This window comes from Kribbella hippodromi (genome assembly GCF_039531045.1).
GTDB lineage: Bacteria > Actinomycetota > Actinomycetes > Propionibacteriales > Kribbellaceae > Kribbella > Kribbella hippodromi.
The window spans coordinates 1-22,639 of sequence record NZ_BAAAPH010000035.1 but is presented as its reverse complement, the minus strand read 5'-3'; the positions used below and the strand labels follow the sequence as shown (position 1 = coordinate 22,639).

Genomic DNA, 22,639 nt, shown 5'->3' with positions numbered 1-22,639 from the left:
AGGTAACTGTAGTTACCGACTGTGCCGACCGCAGCCGGATCGCGTTGCCACTTGTGGAAAACTCGCTGCCGTTGCGGGGACCGAGTGCGACGAAGTCTTGACCGGGAGTGATGGTCGGGAGACGATTCCGGCCGGGCGTGGGCTGACAACCTTGTCATCGGGGCCGCGCACCCACACCGGTGGACCGGGGCCACCGGCCGGATGTGCAAGGAGCGTGTAGATGGATCTCCACCGCCCACAAGCGTCCCGTACCGCCGATTGCTCGAGCGATGGCGGTGTCCAGGTGCGTGCATCGCAAGCCGGAGAAGCTTCCTCGATGTGGTTTTCATCGTGGAAGCTTCTCCGGCGCCGCGAGGTGCGTGCCTGGGCGCCGCCAGCGCCGAGGAATCGGCGGTACGGGACGCTAGGGCTCGTCGTGTCGCTCGGGCTTGTTGTGACAATGTCTACTGCCATGACGCCAGCCAATGCCGTCCCGGGCTCCGCGCAGAGTGTGGCGCAGGAAGTCGTGAACGGTTCGTCGTACTACACCTCGTTCGAGCCCGGCCAGCCGCAGCCGGGGTACACCGATGCCGTCGAGACCGGGGCGGACGGGAAGCCGCGCGCCGACGGCGTGCGTGGCCCGACGCCGACCGGGATCGGTGGCAGCGAGATGGACAAGGTCACGAAGGTGACCGCGAACGGCGAGAACACCGGTGGTGGTGAGATCGCCAGCAACGCGGCCGACGGTGACAAGTTCACCAAATGGCTGGTTTTCCAGCCGACCGGATGGCTGACGTACCAGACGTCCGCGCCGGTGGTGATCAAGAAGTACGCGCTCACCTCGGCGAACGACGCCGACGGCCGCGACCCGAAGAACTGGACCGTCTCCGGTTCGAACGACGGCACCACCTGGACCACGCTCGACACCCAGACCGGTCAGAACTTCGAGCAGCGGTTTCAGACCAAGGAGTACAGCTTCGCCAACACGGCGGCGTACACCTACTACAAGCTGGACATCACGCTGAACCACGGCGAGAACATCGTCCAGCTCGCCGACTGGTACCTGTCGAACGGCGCCCCGCTCCCACCACCCGGACCGGTTGCCGAATCGCGCCTGGACTCCGGTCCGACCAGCGCGTACAACGCCCGCGCCCGTGTCGGTTTCACCGGCGTGAAGTCGTTCCGGTACGCCGGTCACCAGGACGCGGCCGGCCGCGGGTACACCTGGAACAAGATCTCCGACGTCGACCTCAAGGTCGGCAAGGACACCCGGCTGTCGTACAAGATCTTCCCCGAGCACGTCGAAGGTGATCTCAGCTACCCGAGTACGTACGCCGCGCTCGACCTCGCGTTCGACGACGGCACGTACCTGAGTGATCTGAAGGCCAAGGACCACCACGGTTTCGAGCTCAGTCCACGCGGCCAGGGCGATTCGAAGGCGCTGTACACGAACCAGTGGAACAACGTCGAGGCCGACCTCGGCAAGGTCGCGGCCGGCAAGACGATCAAGCGGATCCTGGTCGGGTACGACAAGCCGTCCGGGCCGGCCGACTTCCGTGGCTGGCTCGACGACATCCGGATCGCCGCCGCGATCAACCCGGACCGCGCCGCCCAGAAGACCGCCGCCAAGCATCCGTCGGACCTCGCGCTGACCACTCGCGGGACGAACGCGACCGGCGGTTTCTCGCGCGGCAACAACTTCCCGGCGACCGCCGTACCGCACGGGTTCAACTTCTGGACCCCGGTGACGAACGCCGGCTCGACGTCCTGGCTGTACGACTATGCCAAGGGCAACAACGAAGCCAACCGGCCGGCCATGCAGGCGCTGTCGATCAGCCACGAGCCGAGCCCGTGGATGGGTGACCGGCAAACCTTCCAGGTGATGCCGTCCACGGCGGCCACGCCGACCGCAGATCGCAAGGCCCGCGCCTGGTCGTTCAGTCATGACAACGAGATCGCCCGGCCGTACTACTACGGCGTCACGTTCGACAACGGCAACGCGGCCGAGATCGCGCCGACCGACCACGCCGCGATGCTGCGCTTCAGCTTCCCGGCCGGCCAGGCGTCGCTGGTCTTCGACAACGTCAACAACAACGGCGGCCTGACGCTCGACCCGGAGACCGGCGTCGTCACCGGCTATTCGGACGTCAAGAGCGGGTTGTCCACAGGCGCCGGCCGGCTGTTCGTGTACGGCGTGGTGGACCAGAAAGTAGTTGCCTCCGGCAAACTGTCCGACGGCGGCGGCGCGAACGTCGGCGGCTACTTCAGCTTCGGCGCCAAGACGACCCAGGTGCAACTGCGCATCGCCACCTCGCTGATCGGCACCGCGCAAGCCCGCAAGAACCTGGAGCTGGAACTGCCCGCGGGCTCGAAGTTCGGCAAGGTCAAGGATGCCGCGCAAGAGCAGTGGGACAAGAAGCTCCGTACGATCGAGGTCGAAGGCGCCACGGCCGACCAGCTGACGTCGTTGTACTCCAACCTCTACCGGCTGTTCCTCTACCCGAACAACGGCTCCGAGAACACCGGCACCGCGCAGAAGCCGGTGATCACGTACGCGTCGCCGACCTCCCCGAAGGTGGGTGCGGACACGCCGACCACGACCGGCTCGAAGATCGTTGCCGGGCAGACGTACGTGAACAACGGCTTCTGGGACACGTACCGGACGGTGTGGCCGGCGTACTCGCTGTTCTCCCAGGACGATGCGGCCGCGCTGGTGAACGGGTTCGTCCAGCAGTACAAGGACGGCGGCTGGATCTCCCGCTGGTCCTCACCGGGGTACGCGAACCTGATGGTCGGTACGTCGTCCGATGTCGCTTTCGCGGATGCCTATTTGAAGGGCATCAAGGGCATCGACGTGCAGGCGATGTACGACGCGGCGGTGAAGAACGCGTCCGTCGTACCCCCGTCGCAGAACGTCGGCCGGAAGGGCATGGACCTGTCCACGTTCAACGGTTACACCGCCAACACGACTGGTGAGGGCTTCAGCTGGTCGATGGACGGGTACATCAACGACTTCGGCATCGCGAACCTGTCGAAGGCGCTGTACGACAAGGCGAAGAAGAACGACCCGCGCAAACAGGAGTACCTGGACAACTACAAGTACTTCCTCAACCGGGCGCGCAACTACGTCACGCTGTTCGACCCGGCGATCGGGTTCTTCCAGGGCAAGGGCCCAGACGGCGTCTGGGGCAACTCCCCGACGACGTTCGACCCGCGCGACTGGGGCCACGACTACACCGAGACGAACGCGTGGAACATGGCGTTCTCGACCCCGCAGGACGGCGCCGGACTGGCCGCGATCTACGGCGGACGGGACGGGCTGGCGAAGAAGCTGGACGAGTTCTTCAGTACGCCCGAGGACGCCACGCACACCGGTGGGTACGGCGGCACGATCCACGAGATGCTCGAGGCGCGTGACGTCCGGATGGGTCAGTACGGGCACAGCAACCAGCCGTCGCACCACATCGCCTACATGTACGACGTGGCTGGACAGCCATGGAAGACGCAGGAGAAGGTCCGCGAGGTGCTGTCCCGGCTGTACACCGGTTCGGAGATCGGCCAGGGGTACCCGGGTGACGAGGACAACGGCGAGATGTCGGCCTGGTACTTGTTCAGCGCACTCGGCTTCTACCCGTTGCAGGTCGGATCACCGGCGTACGCGATCGGCTCGCCGCTCTTCACCAAGGCGACTGTCCGGCTGGCCGGCGGGAAGAAGCTGGTGATCAGTGCGCCGAAGAACTCCGCGAAGAACATCTATGTGAAGGGCGTACGAGTGAACGGGCGGGCGTGGACGTCCACCTCACTGCCGCACGACCTGATCGCGAACGGCGGCAAGATCGAGTTCGAGATGACCGACCAGCCGACCAAGTGGGGTACCGGCCGCAACGACGCGCCGCCGTCGATCACCACGCCAGGTCAGGACCCCACGACCTGGCGGGACTCCACCTCCGACACCGGTGCGGTCATCGGCGCCGGCGGTGCGGACGTCTCCAAGCTGATCGACAATGACGCGAAGACACAGGTCACGCTGACCGGAGAGCAGCCGACCGTCACGGTCGCTCTGCCACAGGGGCGTCCGGTCGGCATGTACACGCTGACCAGCGGTGCGACCGGTACAGCGCCGTCGGCCTGGACTTTGGAGGGTTCGAACGACGGTACGACGTGGAGCACGGTGGATCGGCGTACCAACGAGACGTGGGCGTGGGCGTCGTACACCCGGTCCTTCAGCGTCGCCGCACCGAAGGCGTACACCCAGTACCGGCTGGTGTTCGCTGGGGCGGCTGACGGCGTCACGCTGGCTGAGCTCGAGCTGCTCGGCACGCTGAAGGGCGTCGAGCCCGGCACGCATCCGAGCGACAAGCGCGTCGCCCAGACCAAGCCGAGCCCGACTCCCTCGCAGTCCATCGACCGCAACTACGGCTGATGGTTCCGCCGGTTCCTGTCACTTGTAGTGGCAGGAATCGGCGAACTGCAGCAGCGTCGGATAGGCAATCCATCCCAGCGGCAGGGCGTAGTTGCTGACGATGACCAGCCGATTGGTTGCGCCTTGTTGTTCGTAGACCTCCGCTTGCGACGGGAGGTTGTTGCCGCTGCTGTCGTTGATGTGGAAGACGGCAGCGGGGTTCTTGCCGGCCCTCTTCATGGCCACCTGAGCCCACGGTACGTTCGGGACCCGGTCGATGCGGCCACCGCCGGGGCGCGGCATCAGCTCCGCGGCCTGCAGGAGCAGTGTGGAGGTCAGGGCGCGGTACCTCATCGGATTCTTCAGGTTCGGATCGTAGAGCTCCTGTGCGTTGCCTTTGATCCGTACCGCCCAGCCCTGGGGGATCAGGTCACAGGTGATCGGCCCGGGGAACGGACTCCTGTTCACGACCAGTGGCACCGGCGTGGCCGGCAGGGGCGCAGGAGGGCGCGGGTCCTCCTTCTGGCTGGGCGGGACGGGGTGCTCTGGAGCACCCTTCGCGTTCGTTGTCGGTACCTTCGTGCTGGCCTTCGGTGCTTTCGCGCTGGTCGTCGGCGTCACGGTGGGTTTGACCGCTGGGGCCGGGCTGCTTGTCGTGGCCGCGGGGAGCACTGACCAGCCCACTCCGACCACCAGCGCGGTCGCCAGCGCACCCCCGGTGATACTGGCGATCCGGCGGCGGCGTACCGCCCGGTGGCCGCGGGCCAGGTCCGCGGTGAGGTCATCGGTGGAGGCGGCGGGCTCGGGGCCGGCGGCGTCGTCCAGGAGTTGCTTGAGATCGGTCATCGCATGCTCTCCATGCCTTCCGAGGTTTCGAGGGGCTCATGCAGGAGATCGCGCATCGTCGCGAGGGCCCGCGACGTCTGCGACTTGACCGTGCCTTCCGAGCAGCCCATCAGCTCGGCGGTGGTCTGGACGTCCAGATCGCGGAAATAGCGCAGTACGACGACCGCGTGCTGCCGGCGAGGGAGCTTTGCGAGCGCACTCAGGACGGTCAGCCGCTCAGCCTGGTCCTGGCCGGGTTGCGGCTCGGCGTCGTGCAGCCGCTCGGTGGCCGACTCCCGGTGCCGCCACATCCGGCGGCGCTCGTCGAGGAAGGCGTTCACCAGAATCCGGTCCGCGTACCGGGCCGGGCCGTCCTCACGCCGCACCTTCGCCCAGTGCACGTACAGCTTGGTCAGCGCGACCTGAACCAGGTCCTCCGCCCAATGCGCGTCGCCGGACGCGAGCAGTCGCGCCGTACGCAGCATCCGGCCCCGGTGCGCGGTCACGTACTCGAGGTAGTCCGCGTCCCTGTCGCTCACGGTTTACCCTCCCTGGTCGGTGATCTCCCACCCTGGAACTACTGGGTGAGCCCGGCCGGAGGTTGCATGGTTACTTTTGCCGCGGATGTTTCGGTGCGGACATGACGAGGGCGGCGTCGCGATCGCCGCCCTCGGTGGTCACCCGGCGGAGCCTGCCCCTGAAAGGTTCCGCCGGAGTCTGTGAGGGGTGGCGGTCCCCGCCCGGACTGCCACCCCTTCATCCCTAACGACGCGCGAACTCTCCCAGGGGTTGCCTCCACCCCAAACTGTCCACATGCCGGACAGCTGAGCGGTTTCTCAGCCGGACCAGCGGCCGGTGAAGAGGCCGGCTGCCCAGAGCGCGGCCAGTGGGATCGCTATCGCCAGGTAGAGGCGGCCAAGCCACGGTTTCCGCCTGGCCAGGACAGCCAGACCGATCCACAGCGGCCACCAGAGCAGCGTGGCGCGGGTGAGTGAGTAGATCCAGAACGAGGTGCAGAACGCGCCGATGGTCGCCGCGACCCATGCGGCCTCGCCCCAGGACCTGCGCCAGAACAGCCAGACCAGGAGCGCCAGCCCGATGAACAGCGCGACCAGCTCGGCCCGGAACATCCAGGTCCAGTCGGTGTGGTCCGCTGGGAAGTGCCCCTTGGTCGCTGCTTCCACAGTGTGCTTGATCGAGGTCCACGGCCAGGTGAACTGCCGCGCCCACCCCTTCTCCTGCGCCTCCTGCCAGGCGAACCAGGAGCCGTGTACCTGCTTCAGGTACGCCATGAAGCCGAGCATCGGTACCGCGGGCAGCGCCAGCCAGGGCAGCGACAACCAGTCCCGCTTCTTCGACGTCATGAACTCCACGAGCAGTGCGAAGATCAAGAACAGTCCTGACACCCGTACTGTCGACGCCAGTGCGACGAAAACCGCCGCCCGCGCCCAGCGCCCCTGCCGCGCCGCCAGCCAGGCCGGGAAGGCGAATGCACAGAACAGCGCCTCCGTGTACCCAGCTGCCAGGAACACTCCGACCGGGGCGCCGTACCAGAGCACCGCTGCGTTCGGGCCGAGGTCTTTGAGCTCCGGGAACTCGTACTGCGCCAAGCGCGCCAAGTACACGCCCGCTACCGCACTGGCCGCTGCTGACACCACGATGCCCGCGGCCACGTACCCGATGCCGGTGTAGCTGACCAGCCGCATCAGCAACGGGAACCCTGGGAAGAACGCCGCCAACGGCGCCCCGGACGGCTCACCGTGGTTGTAGCCGAACTCGGCGACCGCCTTCAGGTGCCAGACGTCCCACTGCAGCCAGGCGCGCCAGACGTCCGGGTAGTCATTGCCCCGGTTGAGCAGCAGCGGCGCGGACACCGACAGTACGAACAGCGCGAGGCGCGTGACCAGCCACCACCCAAGCACCTCCCGCGCCTGCGTACCCGGCAACCACCGGCGCCACCAGCTCGCGTCAACCCGAGCCCGCCGAGCCCGTCCCTTCCCGGGCCGCGTCGGCTCAGCATCCGGCTGATCAGCAGCCGCGCGCTCAAACACGACAGCACCGCCGCACGCCAAAGTCCGCCCGAGTCACGCCCCTATCGTCTCCCATCCGGGTACCAGGGGCCGGACCCGGGCGAGCGGCGCTACTGCCCGCCGGCGGGTTGCTGCGGGGTTTCGGGGGGTGTCGACGGACCGCCGGTCGGCAAGGTCGGGAACTCCGGCGTCTTCGTGGGCCTGGTCTTGGTCGGCTTGCTCGGCGTCGGCTTCTCCGGCGGCGGCGTGCTGGTCGGTGTGTTCGGCGGCGGCGTGCTCGCCGGTGTATTCGGCGGCGGCGTGGTCGTCGGCGTGTTCGTAGGCGTGGTCGTCGGCGGCGTGTAGGTCGGTGTCGGGCTGCCGTTCGAGAGCTCTTCGTCAGTCGGCTCCGCGAAGCTCGCTTCCGGCACTCCCTCGAGGGCGCCCTTCATGTACGCCAGCCAGGTCTTCAGCGGCCAGGTGCCACCGAAGAACGCCTTTTCGTTCGTGTAGTCGTCCAGGTTGCTCTCACCGGTGTTGCCGGCCCGGTACACGACCGAGGTGGACAGCTGCGGCGTGTATCCGGTCCACCACGAGGTCAGCGTCGCGGAGCCGTCCTTACAGCCACCGCAGGCCTTGTTCTTCGCCCGGTCTTCGACCGCGACGCCACCCGCCGTACCGGTCTTGCCGGCCACTGCGCGGTCCAGGTCCTTGGCACCAGTACCGGTGCCCTTCTGGACCACGTCCTGGAGGACGTAGTTCACCATCTGGGCGGTCTCGACCGGAATCACCTGGACGGCCTTGTTGATCAGGCTCGCGTCCGAGAACAGCACCTTGCCGTCCGGCCCGCGCACCTCTTTGATCACGTGCACCGGCACGTGCTTGCCGTCGGCGGCGAAGGTGGCGTACGCCGACGCCATGTCGACCGCCGACGCGTACGGGTCCGGGCCCAGCACCGTCGACGGGTTGTGCCGGCCCGCCTCCAGGGCCTTCGTCTTCGGGATTCCGACCGCCTCGGCCACGTCGACCAGCTTGTTCGGGCCGTCGTCCATCTGTTTGTCGACCAGGTCGTAGAAGGCGGTGTTGATCGACTGCTCGGTGGCCTTCAGCAGAGTCACGTCGCCGTAGTCCTGGTTGAACTCGTTGTTCAGCTTCAGGCCCTGGATCACGATCGGACTGTCGCCCTGGAAGGTGTCCCAGATCGACTTCTTGTCCTCGAGTGCGGCCGCGAGCGCGAACGGTTTGAACGACGAACCCGGTCGGGCCTTGGTCGTCGCCCAGTTCAGCTGGCTCTTCAGGAAGTCCGGCCCGCCGTACATCGCCAGCAGCTGGCCACTGCCCGGCTGGACGGCAGCCATTCCGACATGCAGCTTGTCCCGCTTCTTCGGCAGCTCGTTCTGTGCCGCGACGAGCATCTTGTTCTGCTGGCCGTAGTTGAACGTGGTGGTGACCTTGAGGCCGCCGCCGCTGATCTGGTCCTCGGTGAACCCGCGCTGCAGCAGCTCCTTGCGCGCCATGTCCAGCAAGAAGCCCTTGGAGCCGGCGTAGCGGCTGCTCTTCTTCTTCATGTCCTTGAGGCTCGGCAGGCTCTTGCCGTACTGCGCCCGCTGGGCCGCGGTGATGGTGCCCATCTGCTGCATGCCGTCGAGGACGTAGTGGTAGCGGTCGATGATCCGCTTCTTGGTGCGCGGGTCGGGGTCGTTGACGTCGAACAGGGACGGGTTGTTCAGTACGGTCGCGAGCAGCGCCGCCTGCTGAACGGACAGCTTGTTCGGGTCCTTGACGCCGAAGTACGCGTCGCCGGCGGCGGAGATGCCGTACGCGCCTTCACCGAAGTAGATGGTGTTGAGGTAGCCCTCGAGGGTCTTGTTCTTGTCCTGCGATCGCCCGAGCTTGGTGGCGATGAACAGTTCCTTGAGCTTCCGGCCGACCGTCCGTTCCTGCGTCAGGTACATGATCTTGACGTACTGCTGGGTGATCGTCGAACCACCCTGCAACTGCTGCCCGCGGGCGATGTTCACCGCGGCCCGGACCATGCCGGACGGGGAGATGCCGGGGTTGGTCCAGAAGGTCCGGTCCTCGGCCGCGATCACCGCGTCCTGGACCCGCTTCGGGATCTGCGACAGCGGCACCGTGTTCCGGTTCTGCTCGTAGAACGATCCCAGCGGGTTGCGCTGGTCCGCGTACGTCACCGTGGTGGTGTTCGTGGTGAACTCTTTGTTGATGTCCGGGATCTTCGTCGTCTGGTACATGATGAAGAACGCCGCGACCGCGCCGATGATGCCGAGGAACATGAGCGCGGCCAGCCAGCCAAGCAACCTCAGCGCCCAGTGCTTCTTCCGGCGCGAAGGCTTGGCGGCCTTCCTACGAGCTTCACTCACAGTGCAATCCTCGACGATCTCGCGGGAGTCATTGCCCCACAGACTACGGTGGGTGTGGTAACAGGCCCGAATCCGCTCCGGATGCTAGCAACCCCGGGCCGATCAGGTGAAAAGTGGTCCACACCCATCTCCGGGCGGACTCTTTACAACGTTGCAAAGTTCGGCTTGCCTGGGCGATGTGATCCGCCTCTCATTGCTTGCAGCCGGTCTGACCCTGCTCACGACCTCACTCAGCCATGCCGCGGCCCCACCGGCCGAGGGCTACACGAATCCCGTCACCGCCGGGTACTCCGCCGACTTCCCCGATCCGTCGATGATCAAGGGCCGTGACGGCTGGTGGTACGCGTACTCGACCGGTGGCCCGTACGCGAAGGACGGGCACGACGGCGACGCGTACAAGATTGCCCGCTCCCGCGACCTGACCCACTGGGAGAAGGTCGGCTCCGTCTTCGGTGCGGACAATCGCCCGACCTGGGCCGACCCCCGCAGTGGCTTCTGGGCGCCGGACATTCGCTACCTGAACGGGAAGTACGTCCTGTACTTCACAGTCCCCAACACCACTGCCACGCCTGGCGACTGGGACTACGCGATCGGTGCCGCGACCGCACCGACACCAGCTGGTCCATGGACCGACTCCGGTGCACCAGTAGTGGCGCCACGTCCAGCGGCTGGAGGTGGATTCGAGTGGACCATTGATCCGGCCGAGTTCACCGACACGGACGGTACGCGGTACTTGTACTGGGGCAGTTACAACGGGGGCATCCACGCCGTACGCCTCACTGCCGACGGACTACGTACGGTCGGTGCGGTCACCAATGTCGCGCGTGACCGCTTCGAAGGTCCGTACGTCGTGAAGCACGGCGGGTACTACTACTTGTTCGGCTCCTCTTCGAACTGCTGCGCCGGCCCAACCACTGGGTACGCGGTCTTCGCCGGCCGCTCGCGTAGTCCGCTCGGTCCATTCGTCGACCGCTTGGGCAACGACCTGAACGCATCCCGCACCGGCGGTACGCCAGTCGTCGCGTCGAACGGCAACCGTTGGGTCGGCACGGGGCACTCGTCGATGGTCACGGACCTGAGCGGTCAGCAGTGGTTCGCGTACCACGCGGTGGACCGCACCGACCCGTTCGTGACCAACAGCAACGGCTGGCTGCTCCGGCCGATGCTGCTCGACCGCCTCGACTGGATCGACGGCTGGCCGGTCGTCAACGCGGGCGCCGGTCCTAGCGAGTCCAGCAAGGTCTCGCCGGTCACGACCTCCAGCGCGGCCACTGGGGACGTCCGAGTCGAAGCAGACATCACCGGCACCGGTCAGGGCGTATCGGCACGTGGCGGGCGGGTCAGCGCGGTCATCGACAACGGCCGGCTCCGGTTGACCGACCGCTTCGGTCTGAGCCGGTCCGTGCAGTTGCCGCTCAACGTGCCCGGCACGGTTGCACTGGAAGTGCGCGGCAACCAGGCGACGGCGGAGTTCAGTGAGGACCGGCTGGGCGATCCGCTGGCGACGCTCCAGCTGCCGGTGCCCGCGGGTAGTGGTTCTGCTGCACCGGTTGGCGGTGCGGGCAACTTCTCGGTCGCTCCGCTCTACAAGCCGGTCACCCGAGCCGTACCGACACCACGCATCGGCCACGTGGACTCGCGCTACTCCGACGAGTTCACTCGAGGCCTGGGCGCCGGGTGGACCTGGCGCAACGTCAGTCCGGACGCAACGGTCGCCAACGGCGCGCTGCAGTGGAAGACCGAGGCGAACGACCTGACCGACAACAACACTGCCGCCAAAGCCTCACTGCTACTGCGCGACCAGCCGACCGGCAACTTCGTCGTGGAGACCAAGCTGCACCTCGATGTCGGTACTGACACCGTGCGGAACTACCAGCAAGCCGGACTGCTCGTGTACCTCGACGACGAGAACTGGATGCGGCTCGACCACGTGGCCGGCGGCACGGGCCGGTTCATCGAGTTCGGCAAGCGGATGCGGTTCACCCCGGTCGGCGCGCCGTCGATCGTCACGTTCGGCGGCGCGATGATCGGTCCGCCGGCCGAAACCACCTGGCTGCGGCTGGCGCATGACGTCGTACCGAAGACTGGTGAACACCGGTACCGCGCAGCGTCCAGCACAGACGGCAAGCACTGGGTGTGGGGTGCCGCCTGGACTCTGCCGGCCGGTACGACACCGCGGATCGGCCTGGTGTCACAGGGTTCATCCGCCCAGACAGAGGCCCAGTACGGCAAGGCGACCGCACTCTTCGACTACTTCCGCGTTACGAGGTGACGTGAACTATGAGGTGACGTGCGGGGCGAGTAGCGTCACCGCGATCAGTGCGGCCGGGAAGCAGGCCAGGAACATCGTGAACGTATAGCCCATGATGTCCCTGGCCTTCAGGCCGAGGATGGCGAGCGTCGGCAGCATCCAGAACGGTTGCAGCAAGTTGGCGCTCGCCTCACCGAGGTCGTACACGACGACCATCCAGCCCGCGTCCACCTTGAGTTCGTTGGCCGCCTGCAACACGTACGGCGCCTCGATCACCCACTTGCTGCCACCACTCGGTACGAAGATGCCGAGGATGCACGAGTAGATCGCCACCAGCGGCGGAAAGAAGAACTGACTGCTCGCCTGCACCAGCCAGCCGGCCAAGCGCGCGGAGATCCCGGTGTAGGCGATCATGCCGAAGATCCCGCCGTACAAGGGGAACTGGAGCAGTACGCCGGATGCGGCCGGTGCACCATCACGTACCGCCCGGGCCATCCGCCACGGACGCCAGTGCAGCAACAGTGCGAGCAGGAACAGGATCAGGTTGACCGTGTTCAGGTCGAGCGCGTTGAAGAAGTTCTTCCCGCTGAAGTAGCGGACCAGATACACCGCACCGAGAAGAACGATCAGCAAACTGAACACCGGTGAGTGTTCGAGCCAGTCGCCCGGCCTGCGCGTCTCGGTCTCGTCACGCTGGCCGTTGTACGCCGATCCGCGGCCGATCAACGGTTTGAGCTCGATGCCCAGCTGATCGGCCGTCCGCGCATTGCCCTCGCCGGGCGCGATGAACCACGCCATCGTCACGCCGACCACGTACACGATCAGCGTCGCGAGAATCGCCTGCCAGGTGAAGATCGTGTCGCTCAACGGGATCAGCCCGCTGGCATGACCGCCGGCCTTGATCACCTCCTGCACCGGCGCCGGGCTGCTGCTCGCACTCGCCACCTGCAGCGCGGCCGAGCCGGAAAGCCCTTGCGCCCACACGGTACCGAGCCCGAGGAACGCCATCGCACCGAGCGCCCGGTAGTCCGCCTTCGGCACGTTGCGCGCCACCTCCCGGGCCAGGATCGCGGCGAAGATCAGACTGAAGGCCCAGTTCAGGTACGAGGCGAGCATCGCGACCGCGGCGACGAACGCGACCGCCGTCCGCGGGGTCCGCGGAATGCGCGCCAGCCGTGCGATCAGCCGCGCGACCGGCCGGCTGGTCGCGACCGCGTACCCACCGATGATGATCATCGCCATCTGCAGGGTGAAGGTGATCAGCGACCAGAACCCGATGCCCCAGGCATCGATCATCCCGAAGCCCTTGGTCGCGGCCGGGTCGTCGGGGCGTTTCAGCAGCGGTTCGCCGGTGACCAGACCGAACAGCAGCACCACGAACGTACCCACCAGCACGAACCCGAACGCGTCCGGCAGCCACTTCTCGGTGAACGCGGTGAATCGCAGCGCCAGCCGGGCCAGGACGCCCTCGGCTACGGCCTCGGACCTGGCGTGCTTCCCATGCGTGTCGGTCATGACCCTCCGCTCGTGGACCGCGACTTTGCGTGTCACTCGATTAACGCCGATCGGAGCCTGACGTAACAGCTTTCCCGGCGCGCCCGCGTGACTCAGGTGACAAAGTTCAGCTTTGTCAGGTGTTGTCCACAGGCCATCGGGCTGCTTACAGTGGCGGTGCGATGTATCGAACCGATACATCAGGTCATGACAAACTGGACCGAGGAGGTGCTCATGGGAAACCGCAGTGGGGTCCTGGAGCTCGCCGTACTCGGTCTGCTGCACGAAGCGCCGATGCACGGTTACGAGCTCCGCAAGCGCGTCAACGCCCAGTTCGGCTGGGGACGCGTGCTGTCGTTCGGTTCGCTGTACCCGTGCCTGAAGGCGATGCTCCGCAACGGCCTGATCACGGCCGACCCCGGGACGCCGGAGGCCGGTCGCAGGCCCAAGATCGTCTACACGATCACCGCCGACGGCAAGGACTACTTCGCGCACGCGATGCACGAAGCCGGCCCGTCGGCCTGGGAGGACGACACGTTCGGCGTCCGCTTCTCGTTCTTCGGCCGGACCGATCCGGCCACCCGGTTGCGCATCCTGGAGGGCCGCAAGGCCCGGATGGAAGAGCGGCTGGCGAACTTCCGGGCCGCGATGACCCGGACCGCGGAGCGAGTCGACGCCTACACCCTCGAGCTGCAACGGCACGGCCTGGAGTCGGCCGAGCGCGAGGTCCGCTGGCTGAACGAGCTGATCGACGGCGAGCGGAGGCAGCAGCGGCCCCCTGACCAGCACCAACCGCCTATCCAAGGAGATTCCAGATGACCTCGATCCGCGTGGCGATCGTCGGCGTCGGCAACTGCGCAAGCTCGCTCGTCCAGGGCGTGCACTACTACCGGGACGCGAAACCCGACGAGCGCGTCCCCGGCCTGATGCACGTCGTGTTCGGCGACTACCACGTCCGCGACGTGGAGTTCGTTGCCGCGTTCGACGTCGACGGCAAGAAGGTCGGCCTGGACCTCGCCGACGCCATCGGCGCCAGCGAGAACAACACGATCAAGATCTGCGACGTGGCGCCGACCGGCATCACGGTGCAGCGCGGTCACACCCTCGACGGCCTCGGCAAGTACTACCGCGAGACCATCACCGAGTCCGACGCCGCTCCGGTCGACGTGGTCGCGGCGCTCCGCGAAGCGGCGGTCGACGTACTCGTCTGCTACCTGCCGGTGGGTTCGGAGCAGGCCGCGAAGTTCTACGCGCAGTGCGCCATCGACGCCGGTGTCGCCTTCGTGAACGCGCTGCCGGTGTTCATCGCCGGCACGAAGGAGTGGGCCGACAAGTTCACCGCGGCCGGCCTCCCGATCGTCGGTGACGACATCAAGTCCCAGATCGGGGCGACCATCACCCACCGCGTACTGACCAAGCTGTTCGAGGACCGCGGCGTCACCGTGGACCGTACGTACCAGCTGAACGTCGGCGGCAACATGGACTTCAAGAACATGCTCGAGCGCGAGCGGCTGGAGTCCAAGAAGATCAGCAAGACCCAGTCCGTCACCTCGCAGCTGCGCGAGGAGATCGAGGACCGCAACGTACACATCGGCCCGTCCGACTACGTGGCCTGGCTGGACGACCGCAAGTGGGCGTTCATCCGCCTCGAGGGCCGCAACTTCGGCGACGTCCCGCTCTCCCTCGAGTACAAGCTCGAGGTCTGGGACTCCCCGAACTCGGCCGGCATCATCATCGACGCCATCCGCGCCGCCAAGATCGCCAAGGACCGCGGCATCGGCGGCCCGATCCTGTCCGCCTCCTCGTACTTCATGAAGTCCCCGCCGGAGCAGTACGCCGACGACGTGGCCCGCGAGCAGGTGGAAAAGTTCATCCGCGGCGAGATCGACCACTGATCGCACCGTTCTGATCGGCGCCGCCCCGTATCCGGCCGGATGCGGGGCGGCGTGCCATCATGGCGTCGGATGGCCGAGATCCGCGACTACCGCACCACCGACGCCGACACCTGGCTACGCTGCCGCCTGCTCAGTTTCTTCGACACCGAATACTTCGACGACGTCGCAGTCCAACGCCCGGCGTACGAGAACCCAGCCCACCAACTTGTCGCCGTCGAGAACGACGCGGTGATCGGCCTGATGGACGTCGAGATCTTTCCGGACCGGGCGACGATCGCCGTGCTCGCCGTACATCCCGACCACCGCAGACGCGGGCTGGCCTCGCAACTACTCGACGCGGTGCTCCCACGGCTGGACTCCGGCGTACTGGACGCGTGGACACGAGGCGATCGGTCCGCGAACGAGTGGTACCAGCGATCCGGGTTCACGGAAAACTTCCGCTATCTGCATGTCTACAAGTCGTGGCAGGACAATGCGGACGGCTTCGAGACGCCCGCGGGCATGATCGGTTTGGTGTCCGCGTTCATGCATGCACCGATCTCGGCCGAGGCCTCAATGCGTGAACGCTTCGCCCGCGTACACATCTGCCGACAGTATGTGCGGCAGCTGTGAGCCCGCAGCTTCATGTGGGGTGTGCGCAGTGGACACATCCTGCTTGGCCGCAACCAGGGCGGGAGAAACTTCGGGCGTACGCCTCGTGGTGCAACGCGGTGGAAAGCAACACCACCTTCTACGCAACGCCCTCCCGGGGCGCCGTCGAGAACTGGGCCGCGCAGACACCACCCGACTTCCGCTTCGTGGTGAAACTCCCGCAGCTGATCACGCATGAACGCCGGCTGACGAACGCCGACACCGAACTGCGCAACTTCCTGCATGCGATCGAACCGCTCGGCCCGCGCAACCACGCGGTCTGGATTCAGCTGCCGGCCTCCTTTGCTCCCACGGACCTCGGTACGCTCGCCGCGTTCCTCCACCAGGCGCCCCGCGACCACTCGTACGCCGTGGAGGTCCGGCACCGAGCGTTCTTCGACGAGCCGCAGGCCGCGACCAACCTCGAACGCGTCCTCGCCCGCGTCAACGCGGAGTGGATTCCGTTCGACACCGGCACCCTGTTCGCCCACCGCCCGACCAGCTTCGCCGAACGCGACGCGTGGATGAAGAAGCCGCGCGTCACCCGCCGTACGCGCGCCCTGACCGCCCACCCGATCGTCCGCTACATCGGCCGCGACTCAGTTGCCGAAACCGTCGACGGCTGGGCGTACCTGGTTGCCCTCGCCGTCCAGTGGCTCACCGAAGGCCGCTCGCCGACCATCTTCCTCCACACCCCCGACAACAACGAGGCCCTGAACCTCGCCCGCCACTTCCACACCTCCGTAGCTGCGGCGTTCCCAGCCCTCGCTCCCCTCCCCGACCCGACCCCCTCCGAGCCGCCCACCCTTTTCTAGTTATCCACAACCCCAAACTCACCACCTCGCACCACCCCAAAAGTCCATATGTTCTCCGCCGACTTCACCCCTCGGAGGACAACACATGGACCACATCCCGACCAGCCCGGCCAGCCCGACCAGCCCGGCCAGCCCGGCCATCCCGACCAGCCCGGCCGCGACTTCCGCCGCACCCCGCTCCTCGCGTGCCGAACGCCAAGCCCGCGCCGAGTGGCTCATCTCTGAGTTCAGCCGCCTGGCCACCCACGCCGACAACCCCCACGACCAGGCCCGCTACCGCCGCACCGCCGACTCCCTCATCCGCCTAGCCACCGCCTCCCGCCCGTGACGGCCCGGCAGCCACCCCAGCCGGCCCACCCACGCTCCGCAACCAACTCACTCGACACCCGTCTGCCTCCAACCAGGTCGTACCGCGCGACACCAGCACGCACGACTCCCCGCCACGCCACACGCGATCACGCACCCACCAACAGCTCCACCACAAGCGCCCGCAGTACCAAGCAAGCCGCCCCTCGCGCCACCAACCGCGCGGCGACGGCCCCCACCACCGACGCGCCCGTACCTCTTTCCTACCCAAGCTCCGCCAGCGCCCTGCTCCAGGTGAGTGGTGAAGCGGCGCGGGTGCTTGCCGCCGCGGACCATTCAGCCTGGAACGGTCGGGTGGTCGAGTCCACCGGCGCGATGCTCGGTCTGGCGCACTGGGACGGCACCCTCTACCTGGACCGCGAAGCAATCATCGACCCCCTCCACCACCTGTACGCCCACGCCGGCGAGACCCAGTCAGCAGCAACCCTCATCCGCTACCGGGAATCCCTCGCCACCCTGCTCCACGAGCACGCGCACTTCCTCGGCCCCACCAACGCCACTCAGGAAGCCGCCCGCGAGGCCTTCGTCAAACCCGGCAGCCGCCAACTCGAAGAAGGCGTCACCGAGGCCTGGGCACAGGACCACCTCGACGCGTACATCCGCCACCTCGGCATCGACAAAGCCGCCCCCGGCATCACCTCCATCCAGGCCCCCGGCTACTACGCCGCCTTCGTCCCCGCCGTACGCACCCTCACCACCGACCTGGAGTCCCGCAACAACCTCGCCCCCGGCGAGCTCCTCGCCCTCCTGAACCGCCAAACCGCCGCCGGCCAGCTCCCGCTCCTGGTCGCCCTCACCTACAACTCCACCCGCCTCCCTGACCTGGAGCCGCCCGACACCCCCACCCGATCCCGCCTCGAATCCATCCTCCGCTCCGGCCTGGCCCACCTCGACAACTTCGAGTTCGCCCCGCCCGAGGCCGCCACCGCCAGCTCCCTGACCACCGCCCACCAACTCCTGGACCACCTCCACCAGGAAATCCAGTCCGCCGAGTCCGCCTACACCTTCAGCCCCCACCTCCCCGCCATCCCTCCACCAACCCACACAGCACCAGCCGCCCTCCCATCCCCAACCCACACCGCCCTCCCGTCCCCAACCCACGTCGCCGCCCCATCCCCGACCCACGCCGACGCCCCATCCCCGACCCACACCGCCGTCCCGTCCCCGACCCACACCGCTCTGTCCGGCGTCGCACCCCCAACCCACCGCCCCACCCCACCAAGCCCAACCACGCCACCACCCCGCGCAGCCGTCTCCCACCACCCCTCAACCGGCACCCGCCCCAAACGCCCAACCCCCAACCACCTCCAACCAAACTGACCCCACCCAGCTCCCCGCTACGCACACCCACTCAGCTGGACAGCCCCGCTGAACCCCGACCGCCCTACTCAACCCCAACCCGCTCGTCTTAACCCGACCCTGCGAACCCCGACCCGCTCCGCTCAACTCTGACCCTGCTAACCCCGACCCGCTCCGGTCAGCCCAACCGCCTGCTCAGCCCAACCGCCCCGCTCAACCCCGACCGCCTACTCAACCCAACCCGCTCCGCTCAGCCCCGACCGCCCGCTCAGCCTGGACCGCCCTGCTCAACTCTGACCGCTCTGCTCGACCCCGACCGACTCTGCACAGCCCAACCGCCTGCTCGGGACCCTGCTCGGACTGACGCACACTGCTCAGCCCGACCACGCCTACCCGGCCGAACCGCACTCTGACCGGCCCAAATGCACCGCCGGCAACTGCCCCCGCCGGTGTGAGGCGGCGGTGTGAGGCGGCGGTGTGAGGCGGCGGTGGTCAGCGTGCTGATCGGGCTCGGACGCGTCTCGTGCTGTTCCTGGCCCTCAGCCTGGTCGGGGGCCGGCATCCCCATCGCCTGTGAGCGGGAGGTGGTTGTCGGGTCAGCGGTGGGTCTTGACAGTTGTTCAGATTTGGATGGGTTGTTGCGGAAGTCGGACCCGGTGCTGGTCTCAGGGGTGGGGGTGCAGCAGACTGTTGCGGTGACTTTTCCGGAGAGCCGTCGTGCCCGCTCACGCCGAGTAGGCGGAACTCTGGTCAACCGATCGTTTGACGGCGTACCGTCGCCTGCATCCGGTGCAGTTTCTCCTCCGCAGAACCGGCCGCCTCATGATCGGAGGGCGTGAATGGCTTCGTGGCTGCTCCGCGCCCAGTGGTCGCACCGTGACGAGACCGTCGAACACCGGGCCCTGCGCGTCCTCCGTACGCTGACCGCCGTCGCGGTCGCGTTCCCCGACGTGCACAACTGGACCCAGGACGAACGGTGGGGCTATCACGTCCTCGAGGCCGACGGCTCCACCCCGTTGCAGGAGATGGTGGAGGCGACGACAAAGGTCCTTGCCAACGGCACGAGTACGACGCGGCTGCACCTGCAGAGCACCGGCGAACTCCCGTGGCTGTTCGACCTGTCCATGGGCGGCACGATGACCACGGTCTCGGATCAGCTCACCCTGCACTGGAGTGACGAGGACGCGCTGCAGCAGTCTGAGCGCTTCGCGCAGGTACTTCGCGCGGTCGTCACGATCTGGGAACCGGCCTGGGCGAGCATCGCCGACACCGAGCTCGCCGCCGCGGCAGGCGTCTTCCGTCGCGGGATTCCGATGATGGGCTGGCTCACGTACGTACGCGGCCTGGTCGCGGGCGCACCGGGCATCGACATCGACCTCACCCCGTACGAGCGGGGGACGCTCCTCCAAGCACCGGTATCGCCGATCGACATGACCCCCGTACACATCTGCGCCGCAGCCGCCCTGGTCGGAATCGCACCCGAGATCTAACCGCCCCCTGCCACCAAGGTGCTCGCGCCCCTGATCGTCATCGCCGACCCGACCTACTGAGCGCTGAGCCCACGCCGGATGAGCCGCACGCCAGGTCAGCCCCACGCCAGGTCAGCCCCACCCGGGGTGAGCCGCACGCCATGCACTCCCCCTCTTGGTCGGTAGCGGGTCTGCCGCTAACGGCCTCGCGGTCATGCACCTGACTGATCGGCGACCGATGCGGCCGCCAAACTATCGCGTCGCGGTCCTGCGCGTGTCTGGTCGGCGGCCGGCACGGACGCGAAGCTGTCGCGTCGCGGATCGCGCGCCGACTCGGCGCGTTGTGGAAGTGATGGTCGCGCCGGGCAGCGGTGTCTGATTGCCGCCGGCAAGCTCATCCGGTGGTGAGCAAGCTGGCCGCATGACGATGTCATCCAGTTCGGATTCGCGGCGTGACACATTTGCCTGATCAGGAATCAGCAGCAGTCCTCACCGGCATGTAGGCGGCTGAGGCGGAGTACTTGGCGGCGGGCGGCCCTGGCGAGGCGTCGTTCGACCTGCTCGTGAGTGGTTTGTGAGTGCCGGTGCTGCCGGACGCGGGCTTGCTGGATCAGTTAGTCGTTGATCACGACGTGGTGGTCCCAACGGTGTAGCTCGTCGGTGGTCGGGAGCTCGAATCTTGCTTGGTACTCGCGTAGCTCGCTTTGCTTGATCGGGAACGTCGCCGGCGGCAGGTTCTCGTTTCGGCGCTCGAGCCGGTTCCACAACACCTCGAACGGTGGATCGAGCAGCACCAGTTGCGTGCTGGCGGCGAGGTGCTTGGCGCGGGTTCGGAAGAGTTCGCGTTCTTCCTCGGACCAGCAGCCGTAGTCGAGTATGACGTCGGTGCCGAGGGTCAGTGTTCTGGCCGCAATGCTCCAGAGGAGTTCGGATTCGAGGATCCAGCGCCGGCCGTCGCGTCGCCGGCGCCGAACAGGGCATGCATCCACTCATCGGGTGTCAGGCGAAGTGCCTTACGGTCCGCTTCGACCTTGCGGGCCCACCGACTCTTGCCCGCGCCCGGCAACCCGACAATCAACACCAGCTCAGCCACCCAGCTGACCTTACGGTTCCGGCAAGGCGTGCGCGACAGCGTTATGCCAAGCGTGCCCGGCACCACACACGTCACGCAGGCGGAGAACGGACGGGCCCGCCTGCTCCGGGACAGAGTGCAGGCCCCGGCGATGTCCGGCGACGGGGTATGGAGTCAGGCGTTTGGGGGAGTGGTGGTGCCTGCTCCGCGTCTTCTTAGGGTGACCAGGTCGTGGCGGGCGGTCGGCAGTGTCGGATGGTTGAGGCCTTCGACGGTGAAGCCGGCGTCGGCGATCAGTTGGAGGTCGTCCGTACCCGGCTGGCCTTCGCTGGTGAGGTAGTCGCCGAGGAAGATCGAGTTCGCGACATGCAGCGCCACCGCCTGCAGGCCGCGGAGATGGATCTCCCGTCCGCCGGCCAGCCGGACCTCGACATCCGGGAAGCAGAACCGGAACAGCGCGAGAATCCGTACGCAGCGCTCCGGCGTCAGTTCCCAGCGGCCTTCCAGCGGTGTTCCTTCGAAGGGGATCAGGAAGTTGATCGGCACGGAGTCCGGATCGAGCTCGCGGAGCGCGAACGCCAGGTCGACGACGTCGTCATCCGATTCGCCCATGCCGAAGATCGCGCCGGAGCAGGGGGACAGGCCGGCCTTCGTGGCGCGCTCGAGTGTGTCGACTCGGTCCGCGTAGGTGTGAGTCGTGCAGATGTCGGCGTACCGCTCTTCGCTGGTGTTCAGGTTGTGGCTGTACGCGTGGGCGCCGGCGTCTCGGAGTACTTCCGCCTGGCCGTCCTTGAGCAATCCGAGGCAGACACAGATTTCTACCTGTGGGTGCTCGGACTTGATCGCGTCGATGGTGCCTTCGATCCGGCGTACGTCGCGATCGCCCGGGCCGCGCCCGCTCGCAACGAGGCAGACGCGCTTCGCGCCGGCCTGCACCGCCTTCGAGGCCAACTGAGCGGCGTCGGTGGGATCGATCCACGAGTACTTCATGATCTCCGCGGTCGAGCCGAGGCGCTGTGAGCAATAGCCGCAGTCCTCCGGGCACAGACCGCTCTTCATGTTGATGATCGTGTTGAGCTTCACGCGGCGCCCGAAGTACTCCCGCCGTACTCGGTACGCGGCCGCGACAATCTTCAGTAGGTCGTCATCGCCGGCCAGTACCTGGAGTGCCTCCTCGCGAGTCGGCAGTTCGCGTTCCAGCGCCTTTGTCACAAGCCCTTCGAGTACATTCACCACTCGATCCTCGCGTGGCGACTCCCGACCAACAATTGTCAGAACCACACAACGGGATGCCCGGGATCTTGCAGGCAATTCGCTTGCAGTACCCATCTCGGCAGCCCGAGCTGACGGCGCCGGTGGCTCAGGCCGGCGGGGTGGGGGCAGTAGTTGTCCGATCTGTTCAAGACAGCCGGACGGTGCTTGGGGGACAGTCGGATCATGGGAACGAAGAACTCGAGCGACCTCACGGATCTGATGAATGTCGGGCCGGCGGTGGCCCGCCGACTGGCTCGGGCCGAGGTCACGGAGGTCAGGCAGCTGGTGGGGCGCGACCCGGTTGAGCTGTACGAGACGATCTGCGAGCGCGACGGCCAGCGGCACGACCCCTGTCTGCTCGACACGATCATGTCCGCAGTCGATCAGGCCAACGGAAATCCCGGCCGGCCGTGGTGGTCCTACACGCCAGAACGCAAAGAACTGGGGAAATGTTAAGGGCCACCCCCGGATGGGGGTGGCCCTTAACAGTGTGAATGT

18 protein-coding genes are annotated in these 22,639 nt (G+C 66.9%); 10 read left to right on the top strand and 8 right to left on the bottom strand.

Annotation, left to right across the window (positions count from 1 at the left end):
• Window positions 1-451: 451 nt before the first annotated feature.
• Window positions 452-4,402 carry a GH92 family glycosyl hydrolase gene (locus ABD260_RS35320; protein ID WP_344240946.1) on the top strand — a complete coding sequence of 1,317 codons (3,951 nt, stop codon included), beginning with the start codon at window positions 452-454 and terminating at the stop codon, window positions 4,400-4,402.
• 18 nt (window positions 4,403-4,420) lie between these two features.
• Here ABD260_RS35320 and ABD260_RS35315 read toward each other — a convergent pair whose 3' ends face one another.
• From ABD260_RS35315 to ABD260_RS35300, 4 genes are all read right to left on the bottom strand, one after another.
• The gene (locus tag ABD260_RS35315; RefSeq protein ID WP_344240944.1) at window positions 4,421-5,227 is read right to left on the bottom strand and encodes a hypothetical protein; all 807 of its coding nucleotides are present in this window, start codon (window positions 5,225-5,227) and stop codon (window positions 4,421-4,423) included.
• Complete coding sequence (locus ABD260_RS35310) at window positions 5,224-5,745, bottom strand: SigE family RNA polymerase sigma factor (protein ID WP_344240942.1); 522 nt, start codon at window positions 5,743-5,745, stop codon at window positions 5,224-5,226. Before ABD260_RS35310 ends, ABD260_RS35315 begins: the two co-directional genes overlap by 4 nt.
• A 297-nt stretch (window positions 5,746-6,042) precedes the next feature.
• Window positions 6,043-7,257 carry a mannosyltransferase family protein gene (locus ABD260_RS35305; protein ID WP_344240940.1) on the bottom strand — a complete coding sequence of 405 codons (1,215 nt, stop codon included), beginning with the start codon at window positions 7,255-7,257 and terminating at the stop codon, window positions 6,043-6,045.
• 89 nt (window positions 7,258-7,346) lie between these two features.
• Window positions 7,347-9,596: a transglycosylase domain-containing protein gene (locus ABD260_RS35300; RefSeq protein WP_344240938.1), complete on the bottom strand. Its 2,250-nt coding sequence runs from the start codon at window positions 9,594-9,596 to the stop codon at window positions 7,347-7,349.
• A gap of 178 nt (window positions 9,597-9,774) precedes the next feature.
• Between ABD260_RS35300 and ABD260_RS35295 the strand changes: the two genes are divergently transcribed.
• Entirely contained in the window at window positions 9,775-11,868 is a 2,094-nt protein-coding gene (locus tag ABD260_RS35295) for a glycoside hydrolase family 43 protein (RefSeq protein ID WP_344240936.1), read from the top strand.
• Window positions 11,869-11,874: 6 nt separating this feature from the next.
• Here ABD260_RS35295 and ABD260_RS35290 read toward each other — a convergent pair whose 3' ends face one another.
• The gene (locus ABD260_RS35290; RefSeq protein ID WP_344240934.1) at window positions 11,875-13,362 is read right to left on the bottom strand and encodes a short-chain fatty acid transporter; all 1,488 of its coding nucleotides are present in this window, start codon (window positions 13,360-13,362) and stop codon (window positions 11,875-11,877) included.
• Between the two features lie 213 nt (window positions 13,363-13,575).
• On the opposite strand from ABD260_RS35290, the gene ABD260_RS35285 reads away from it, so the two are divergent.
• From ABD260_RS35285 to ABD260_RS35255, 7 genes are all read left to right on the top strand, one after another.
• On the top strand, window positions 13,576-14,160 hold the full coding sequence (locus ABD260_RS35285; protein WP_344240932.1) for a PadR family transcriptional regulator: 585 nt from the start codon (window positions 13,576-13,578) through the stop codon (window positions 14,158-14,160).
• The gene (locus ABD260_RS35280) at window positions 14,157-15,236 is read left to right on the top strand and encodes an inositol-3-phosphate synthase (protein WP_344240930.1); all 1,080 of its coding nucleotides are present in this window, start codon (window positions 14,157-14,159) and stop codon (window positions 15,234-15,236) included. The genes ABD260_RS35285 and ABD260_RS35280 overlap by 4 nt, the downstream gene beginning before the upstream one ends.
• Window positions 15,237-15,305: 69 nt before the next feature.
• Entirely contained in the window at window positions 15,306-15,848 is a 543-nt protein-coding gene (locus ABD260_RS35275; protein ID WP_344240928.1) for a GNAT family N-acetyltransferase, read from the top strand.
• Entirely contained in the window at window positions 15,845-16,681 is an 837-nt protein-coding gene (locus ABD260_RS35270) for a DUF72 domain-containing protein (protein ID WP_425553475.1), read from the top strand. The genes ABD260_RS35275 and ABD260_RS35270 overlap by 4 nt, the downstream gene beginning before the upstream one ends.
• Window positions 16,682-16,766: 85 nt before the next feature.
• Window positions 16,767-17,009, top strand: coding sequence for a hypothetical protein (locus tag ABD260_RS35265; RefSeq protein WP_344240926.1), 243 nt, complete (start codon window positions 16,767-16,769; stop codon window positions 17,007-17,009).
• Between the two features lie 272 nt (window positions 17,010-17,281).
• Window positions 17,282-18,367, top strand: a complete 1,086-nt coding sequence (locus ABD260_RS35260) for a hypothetical protein (RefSeq protein ID WP_344240924.1) — start codon at window positions 17,282-17,284, stop codon at window positions 18,365-18,367.
• Window positions 18,368-19,185: 818 nt separating this feature from the next.
• Window positions 19,186-19,836: a hypothetical protein gene (locus ABD260_RS35255; protein WP_344240922.1), complete on the top strand. Its 651-nt coding sequence runs from the start codon at window positions 19,186-19,188 to the stop codon at window positions 19,834-19,836.
• 593 nt (window positions 19,837-20,429) lie between these two features.
• Here ABD260_RS35255 and ABD260_RS35250 read toward each other — a convergent pair.
• From ABD260_RS35250 to bioB, 3 genes are all read right to left on the bottom strand, one after another.
• The gene (locus tag ABD260_RS35250) at window positions 20,430-20,804 is read right to left on the bottom strand and encodes a P-loop nucleotide/nucleoside kinase family protein (protein WP_344240920.1); all 375 of its coding nucleotides are present in this window, start codon (window positions 20,802-20,804) and stop codon (window positions 20,430-20,432) included.
• Window positions 20,711-20,908, bottom strand: a complete 198-nt coding sequence (locus tag ABD260_RS35245; RefSeq protein ID WP_344240918.1) for a P-loop nucleotide/nucleoside kinase family protein — start codon at window positions 20,906-20,908, stop codon at window positions 20,711-20,713. The genes ABD260_RS35250 and ABD260_RS35245 overlap by 94 nt, the downstream gene beginning before the upstream one ends.
• A 153-nt stretch (window positions 20,909-21,061) precedes the next feature.
• A complete protein-coding gene (bioB, locus tag ABD260_RS35240; RefSeq protein WP_425553474.1) occupies window positions 21,062-22,216 on the bottom strand; it encodes a biotin synthase BioB in 1,155 nt (384 codons plus the stop codon).
• 108 nt (window positions 22,217-22,324) lie between these two features.
• On the opposite strand from bioB, the gene ABD260_RS35235 reads away from it, so the two are divergent.
• A complete protein-coding gene (locus ABD260_RS35235) occupies window positions 22,325-22,597 on the top strand; it encodes a helix-hairpin-helix domain-containing protein (RefSeq protein ID WP_344240914.1) in 273 nt (90 codons plus the stop codon).
• Window positions 22,598-22,639 lie beyond the last annotated feature (42 nt).

Coding starts and splice junctions, on each gene's coding strand:
- ABD260_RS35285 (WP_344240932.1), top strand. CDS start 13,576: ATGGGAAACCGCAGTGGGGTCCTGGAGCTCGCCGTACTCGGTCTGCTG.
- ABD260_RS35280 (WP_344240930.1), top strand. CDS start 14,157: ATGACCTCGATCCGCGTGGCGATCGTCGGCGTCGGCAACTGCGCAAGC.
- ABD260_RS35275 (WP_344240928.1), top strand. CDS start 15,306: ATGGCCGAGATCCGCGACTACCGCACCACCGACGCCGACACCTGGCTA.
- ABD260_RS35235 (WP_344240914.1), top strand. CDS start 22,325: ATGGGAACGAAGAACTCGAGCGACCTCACGGATCTGATGAATGTCGGG.
- ABD260_RS35290 (WP_344240934.1), bottom strand. CDS start 13,362: ATGACCGACACGCATGGGAAGCACGCCAGGTCCGAGGCCGTAGCCGAG.
- ABD260_RS35320 (WP_344240946.1), top strand. CDS start 452: ATGACGCCAGCCAATGCCGTCCCGGGCTCCGCGCAGAGTGTGGCGCAG.
- ABD260_RS35315 (WP_344240944.1), bottom strand. CDS start 5,227: ATGACCGATCTCAAGCAACTCCTGGACGACGCCGCCGGCCCCGAGCCC.
- bioB (WP_425553474.1), bottom strand. CDS start 22,216: ATGGGTACTGCAAGCGAATTGCCTGCAAGATCCCGGGCATCCCGTTGT.
- ABD260_RS35255 (WP_344240922.1), top strand. CDS start 19,186: ATGGCTTCGTGGCTGCTCCGCGCCCAGTGGTCGCACCGTGACGAGACC.
- ABD260_RS35265 (WP_344240926.1), top strand. CDS start 16,767: ATGGACCACATCCCGACCAGCCCGGCCAGCCCGACCAGCCCGGCCAGC.